The organism is Dietzia sp. DQ11-44 (assembly GCF_014145205.1).
GTDB classification, from domain to species: domain Bacteria; phylum Actinomycetota; class Actinomycetes; order Mycobacteriales; family Mycobacteriaceae; genus Dietzia; species Dietzia natronolimnaea.
The window spans coordinates 1-6,445 of the sequence record NZ_JAALEC010000177.1 but is presented as its reverse complement, the minus strand read 5'-3'; the positions used below and the strand labels follow the sequence as shown (position 1 = coordinate 6,445).

The window sequence follows — 6,445 nt, the reverse complement described above, 5'->3', positions numbered from 1 at the left end:
ACGCCTTCTGCGACCGGCTGGCCGACGCCGTCGCCGCGGCTCTGGTCGAGGTCCGGAGGCGTCCCCCCGAGCGGAGGTACGCGGAGCGGATGTCCCGCTATCGGGACCTCGGCCTGGGACTAGAGTGAAGCGCGTCACAGGCCGTCGGCGCTGATCGGGGGCTTCACTCCCGCACGAGAGGGGCTCACCCGATGTCGGACTCCACGACCTCGTCGACCTACGCCGAGGCCCACCGGCTCTCGATCACCGATCCCGACGCCTTCTGGCTGGAGGCCGCCGGGGGGATCGACTGGACCACTCCCCCCACCACGGCTGTCGACGGTTCGCGGCCCCCGTTCTACCGGTGGTTCCCCGACGGTGAGCTCAACACGTCCCACAACTGCATCGACCGTCACGTCGAGGCGGGACGCGGGGATCAGGCCGCGTTCATCTACGACTCGGCGGTGACCGGGGTCAAGGAGACCATCACCTACTCCCAACTGCTCGACCAGGTCGAGGCCTTCGCGGGCGCGCTCGCGGCCGAGGGCGTGGGGCGCGGGGACCGGGTCGTCATCTACATGCCGATGGTCCCGCGTGCCGCGGTCGCGATGCTCGCGTGCGCCCGCCTGGGTGCCGTCCACTCCGTGGTGTTCGGGGGCTTCGCGGCGCCGGAGCTGGCCATCCGGATCGACGACGCCCGGCCGAAGGTCGTGGTGACCTCGCCCGGCGGCATCGAGCCCACCCGCAAGGTCCCCTACTTCCCCATGGTCGCCAAGGCCCTGGAACTCACCCGTCACTCCCCGGGCGCCGTCATCGTGGCCGGCCGACCGGACCAGTTCCCGGACGAGACCTTCCCCGAGACACCGGGAACCACCTGGACCGACTGGGACCGGGCCGTCGAGGCCTCTGAACGCGCCGCACCGGTCCCCGTCAGGGCGACGGACCCGCTCTACATCCTGTACACCTCCGGGACCACGGGGCTGCCCAAGGGCGTGGTCCGTGACAACGGCGGCCACGCTGTCGCGCTGGCGTGGTCGATGTGGAACGTCTACGGGGTCCGGCCCGGCGAGGTCTGGTGGACAGCCTCGGATGTCGGCTGGGTGGTCGGGCACTCCTACATCGTCTACGGGCCCCTGCTGGTCGGCGCGACGTCCATCATCTACGAGGGCAAGCCCGTCGGTACGCCGGACGCCGGCGCGTTCTGGCGGGTGCTCGCCGAGCACCGGGCCACCGCGCTGTTCACCGCGCCCACGGCCGTCCGCGCCATCCGCAAGGAGGACCCCGAGGGCGGCGAGATCGCCAAGTACGACCTGTCCGCCATGCGCACCCTGTTCTGTGCGGGCGAACGCCTGGACCCGGACACCTACCGGTGGGCCACGGAGAAACTGGGCAAGCCCGTGGTGGACAACTGGTGGCAGACCGAGACGGGCTGGCCCATCGCCTCCAATCTCCGCGGGCTCGAGCCGATGCCGATCAAGGCCGGGTCCCCGACGGTGCCCGTGCCCGGGTACGACCTGCACGTCCTGGACTCCCGGGGCACCCCCCTCCCCGCCGGGGAGGAGGGCAACCTGGCGATCCGCCTACCGATGGCGCCGGGCACCCTGTCGGGCCTGTGGGACGACGACGAGAGGTTCATCTCCTCGTACATGTCCGTCTTCGACGGGTACTACTCGACCGGGGACGGCGGGTACGTCGACTCCGACGGGTACGTCTACGTGATGGGCCGGACCGACGACGTGATCAACGTCGCCGGACACCGCCTGTCGACGGGCTCCATGGAGGCCGTGATCGCCACCCATCCCGCCGTGGCCGAGGCCGCGGTCATCGGTGTGAAGGACGAGCTCAAGGGCCAGCGGCCGGTCGGATACGTGGTCCTCAAGTCGGGTGAGGTCCGCGACCCCGAGGAGTTGCGCGCCGAGTTGGTGGCGATGGTCCGCGAGGAGATCGGCGCGGTGGCCACCTTCCGCGACTGCACGGTCGTGCAGGGCCTGCCCAAGACCCGCTCGGGCAAGATCCTGCGCAAGACGATGCGGCAGATCGCGGACGGGCAGGAGAACGTCACCGTCCCGTCGACGATCGAGGACCCGGCCGTGCTCGACGCCCTCGCACCGTACCTCCGGCAGGAGGGGTAGTCGCCCGGACCGCCATCCGCGAGGGCGCGCCGGACGCCACCCGCGGTCGGGCGCGCGCGGGGCCCCGCACACGAGGACGCCCCGACTCCCGTGTGGGAGGTCGGGGCGTTCTCGAGTCGTCCGACGGGCCGGATCAGGCCTCGAGCAGGTCGATCACGAAGACCAGGGTCTTCCCTCCGAGCGGGTGCAGGGCCGCGGAGGTGCCGTAGGCCTTGTCCGGCGGGATGACCAGCTGGCGGCGACCGCCGACCTTCATGCCCGGGATCCCCTCCTGCCAACCCTGGATGAGGCCGTTGAGGGGGAACGTGATGGACTCGCCGCGGTCCCACGAGGAGTCGAACTGCTCGCCGGTCTCGTAGTCGACACCGACGTAGTGGACGGTGACGTTGCCGCCGGCCACCGCCTCGGCGCCGTCCCCCACCGTGAGGTCCTCGCTGACGAGGTCAGTGGGCGCGGGGCCCGTCGGCCTGTCGATCTCGGGCTTGTCCATGGTGTCTCCTCCTGGAGTCCGGTTCCCGGGCTCAGCGCTGGCTGATCGGGGTGAAACCCCGCTCGGCCGGGCCCGTGTAGACCTGGCGCGGGCGGTTGATCTTGGTGGACGGATCCTCGCGCATCTCGCGCCAGTGGGCGATCCATCCGGGCATCCGGCCGAGGGCGAACAGGACGGTGAACATCTCGGTGGGGAAACCCATCGCGCGGTAGATGAGGCCGGTGTAGAAGTCCACGTTCGGGTAGAGCTTGCGCTCGACGAAGTAGTCGTCGGCCAGTGCCGTCTCCTCGAGCTTGAGAGCGATCTCGAGGAGGGGGTCGTTGCTCTGGGACAGCAGCGCGTGGGCGTGCTTCTTGGCGATCTGGGCGCGCGGGTCGTAGCTCTTGTAGACGCGGTGACCGAATCCCATGAGCTTGACGCCGTCGACCTTGTTCTTGACACGGTCCATGTAGTCGGTCGCGTCCCCGCCCTCCGACTCGATCCGCTCGAGCATCTCGAGCACGGCCTGGTTGGCGCCACCGTGCAGCGGTCCGTACAGGGCGTTGATGCCGCCGGTGATCGAGGCGTACAGCGGCGCCTCCGAGGATCCGACCATGCGGACGGTCGAGGTGGAGCAGTTCTGCTCGTGGTCCGCGTGGAGCACCAGCAGCATGTCCAGGGCGTCGGCGACCTCGTCGGTGACCTCGTAGTCCGGCCCGAAGGTCATGCGCAGGAAGTTGCGGACGTACCCGAGCGAGGGATCCGGGTCGAGGGCGTCGTGACCGGAGCGGATGCGCTCGATGGCGGCGGCGAGCGTCGGGCCACGGCCCAGCAGCCGGGCGGTGGCCAGGTCGACGGCCTTGGGGTCGTCGATGTCCAGGTCGTCCCCGTGCGTGCCGAACAGGCTCACGCCGGCGGAGAAGACGGGCATCGGGTGGGTGTCGCGCGGGAACGCCTGCAGCAACGGCATCATCTGGCCGGGCAGCGCGGTCTCCCCGAGCACCTTCTCGGTGAACTCGGCGAGCTGGGCCTCGGTGGGATCCTCACCGTAGATGAGCAGGTAGGAGACCTCGAGGAACGAGGCGTTGTCGGCGAGCTGGTCGATCGGGTACCCGCGGTGGCGGAGGATGCCCTCGTTGCCGTCGATGTAGGTGATCGAGGAGGTACACGCGGAGGTGTTGACGAACCCGACGTCCAGGGTGGTCATCCCCGTCTTGGCCAGCAGCGAACCCAGCTGCACCGCGTCGCTTCCGCAGGTCGCCTCCACCACATCGAGTTCGAGCTCACCGCCGGGGTAGGACAGTGTTGCATTGCGGTCCGAACCGTTCGAGCCTGCGGTCACGCGATTCCCTCTCCGACGACTGGTCCCGGCGGCCATGTCCCGCCACGAATGTGCTGTGCCACACCCTACCGTGACGGTCGCCGTCACTTCGAAGCGTGCACCGGTCCGCTCCCCCCGGGCCCCGTCCACCGGGCGGCGTCGGGGCGTCGGCGGGCGTCAGGGCTGCAGTCGCCGGACCGTCCACCCCCCGTCACCCCGGAGGCACTCGACCCGGTCGTGGAACCGGTCCCGGCCCCCCTGCCAGAACTCGACGCGGTCCGGGCGGAGGCGGTACCCACCCCACCTGTCGGGCATCGGGATCTCCTCGACGTCCGCCAGGCGCTTCTCCGCGATCGCGTAGAGCGAGGTCAACTCCTCGACGGACTCCACCGGCTGCGACTGCTCGGACGCCCAGGCCGCCACCTGGGACCCCCTGGGGCGCGTACGCCAGTAGGCGAGGCAGTCCGCCCGGTCCAGCGGTCGGCACTCGCCCTCCACGTGGACCTGCCGTTCCACCACCAACCACGGGAACGTGGCCGACGCGTAGCCGGACTGCGCCAACTGCGCGCCCTTGCGCGAACTCGTCGTCGTGAAGAAGGTCAGACCCCGCTCGTCCGCCCCCTTGCACAGCACCGTCCGGGTCGACGGCCGGCGGTCGGCACCGACGGTGCCGAGCACCATGGCGTTGGGCTCGCGCACCCCCCGGCGCCCGGCCTCGTCCAGCCACGAGGCGAAGAGCGCGACCCAGTCGTCGTGCAGATCGCCCACGTCCAGGCTCGCGTTCAGGCCGTAGCCGACCCGCATCGTGTCGAAGTCGGCCGGTTCGAGTGCGGGATCCTCCATGACCCAGACGCTACTCCGGGCCCGACGCGCCCCCGACTAGGATGGAGCCGATTCGGAAATCCCACCACAAGGAACGGCACCCCAAGAGCATGAGCGATCAGCTGCCCACCATCCCCGCCGACCTCAAGCCCGCGGACGGGCGGTTCGGCTGCGGCCCGTCCAAGGTCCGCCCCGAGCAGATCGAGGCCGTCTCCGCCGCCGCCACCTCGGTGATGGGCACCAGCCACCGCCAGGCGCCGGTGAAGGACGTCGTCGGCCGGGTCCGCGAGGGACTGTCCTCCCTGTTCTCCCTCCCCGACGGCTACGAGGTCGTGGTGGGCAACGGTGGCACCACCGCGTTCTGGGACGCCGCGGCGTTCGGCCTGGTCCGCGAGAAGTCCCTCCACCTGACCTACGGCGAGTTCTCCTCCAAGTTCGCCAAGGTCACCGGCGGCGCGCCCTTCCTCGCCGACCCGATCGTCATCTCCGCCGAGCCCGGGTCGGCTCCCGAGCCCACCTCGGACCCGTCCGTGGACCTCATCGGCTGGGCGCACAACGAGACCTCCACCGGTGTGATGGTCCCCGTGACCCGCCCGGCGGGCTCGGAGAACGCACTCGTCGCCATCGACGCCACCTCCGGAGCCGGCGGGTTGCCCGTCGACATCTCCGACGCCGACGTGTACTACTTCGCGCCGCAGAAGTGCTTCGCCTCCGACGGCGGCCTCTGGGTGTCCATCATGAGCCCGGCCGCCCTCGAGCGCGTGGCCGAGATCGCGGCCACCGACCGCTGGTGCCCGGACTTCCTGTCCCTGCCCACCGCGGTGGACAACTCCTCGAAGAACCAGACGTACAACACCCCGGCCGTGGCCACGCTGCTGATGTTCGCCGACCAGATCGAGTGGATGAACACCCAGGGCGGTCTGGACTGGTGCGTCGAGCGGACCCGGGACTCGTCCTCCCGCCTGTACGACTGGGCCGAGGCCAGCGAGTACGCCACGCCGTTCGTCACCGAGCCCGCCCACCGCTCGCAGGTCGTCGGCACCATCGACCTCGACGAGAGCATCGACGCCGCGAAGGTGGCCAAGACCCTGCGCGCCGGCGGCATCCTCGACACCGAGCCGTACCGCAAGCTCGGCCGCAACCAGCTCCGCATCGGGATGTTCCCGGCGATCGACCCCGAGGACGTCTCGCGGTTGACCCGGTGCATCGACCACGTGGTGGGGCAGCTCGGCTGACCCTCGGGCCGCGCACCCTTCCGGGCGCCCGCCCACGGTTTTTCCGCAGCCCACCCGGCCCGTCACCGCGCCGGGTGGGCTGCGCTGACCTACCATGGGGGGAACGCCCAGGACCCGGGCACGCGCCGTTCGAGCCGCCCACGGGCCCACGAGGAGTCGAGGAGGCGGTATGCGGAAGCTGAGGATCATCGGGGTGGACGCCGACTCGTCCGTGGTCGAATGTGAGCTCCCGGACTCGGGCGAGACGCTGGCCCTCCCCCTCGACGACAGGTTCCGCGCCGCCGCGCGGGGGGAGTCCGTGCCCACGGAGGAGTCCCGGCGGGTGCCCGTGACGGGCACGTTGCGCCCACGCGAGATCCAGGATCGTATCCGCCACGGCGCCTCCCCCGAGGACGTCGCCGCCGACGCCGGCGTCCCGATGTCCCGGATCGAGGGTTTCGCCGTCCCCGTGCTGCTCGAGCGCGCGAACGCCGCCGATCTCGCCCGA

The 6,445-nt window shown here is 70.7% G+C and carries 6 protein-coding genes; 3 read left to right on the top strand and 3 right to left on the bottom strand.

The genetic code is table 11. From position 1 onward, the window contains the following. Positions 1-191 precede the first annotated feature (191 nt). The gene (locus tag G6018_RS05565; RefSeq protein ID WP_182639075.1) at positions 192-2,111 is read left to right on the top strand and encodes a propionyl-CoA synthetase; all 1,920 of its coding nucleotides are present in this window, start codon (positions 192-194) and stop codon (positions 2,109-2,111) included. Positions 2,112-2,244: 133 nt separating this feature from the next. Here G6018_RS05565 and G6018_RS05560 read toward each other — a convergent pair whose 3' ends face one another. From G6018_RS05560 to pdxH, 3 genes are all read right to left on the bottom strand, one after another. Then, positions 2,245-2,601 (bottom strand): FKBP-type peptidyl-prolyl cis-trans isomerase, encoded by a 357-nt coding sequence (locus tag G6018_RS05560; protein ID WP_179524671.1) that lies wholly within the window; start codon positions 2,599-2,601, stop codon positions 2,245-2,247. Between the two features lie 31 nt (positions 2,602-2,632). Next, positions 2,633-3,922: a citrate synthase gene (locus G6018_RS05555; protein ID WP_179524670.1), complete on the bottom strand. Its 1,290-nt coding sequence runs from the start codon at positions 3,920-3,922 to the stop codon at positions 2,633-2,635. Between the two features lie 156 nt (positions 3,923-4,078). Continuing rightward, on the bottom strand, positions 4,079-4,744 hold the full coding sequence (pdxH, locus tag G6018_RS05550) for a pyridoxamine 5'-phosphate oxidase (protein ID WP_179524669.1): 666 nt from the start codon (positions 4,742-4,744) through the stop codon (positions 4,079-4,081). An 89-nt stretch (positions 4,745-4,833) separates the two neighbouring features. On the opposite strand from pdxH, the gene serC reads away from it, so the two are divergent. Together serC and sepH are read left to right on the top strand one after the other, a co-directional pair. After that, positions 4,834-5,958 (top strand): phosphoserine transaminase, encoded by a 1,125-nt coding sequence (gene serC, locus G6018_RS05545; RefSeq protein ID WP_179524668.1) that lies wholly within the window; start codon positions 4,834-4,836, stop codon positions 5,956-5,958. Between the two features lie 169 nt (positions 5,959-6,127). Beyond that, positions 6,128-6,445 (top strand): septation protein SepH (gene sepH, locus G6018_RS05540; protein WP_182639073.1); only part of this gene is annotated, 318 nt, incomplete at its 3' end.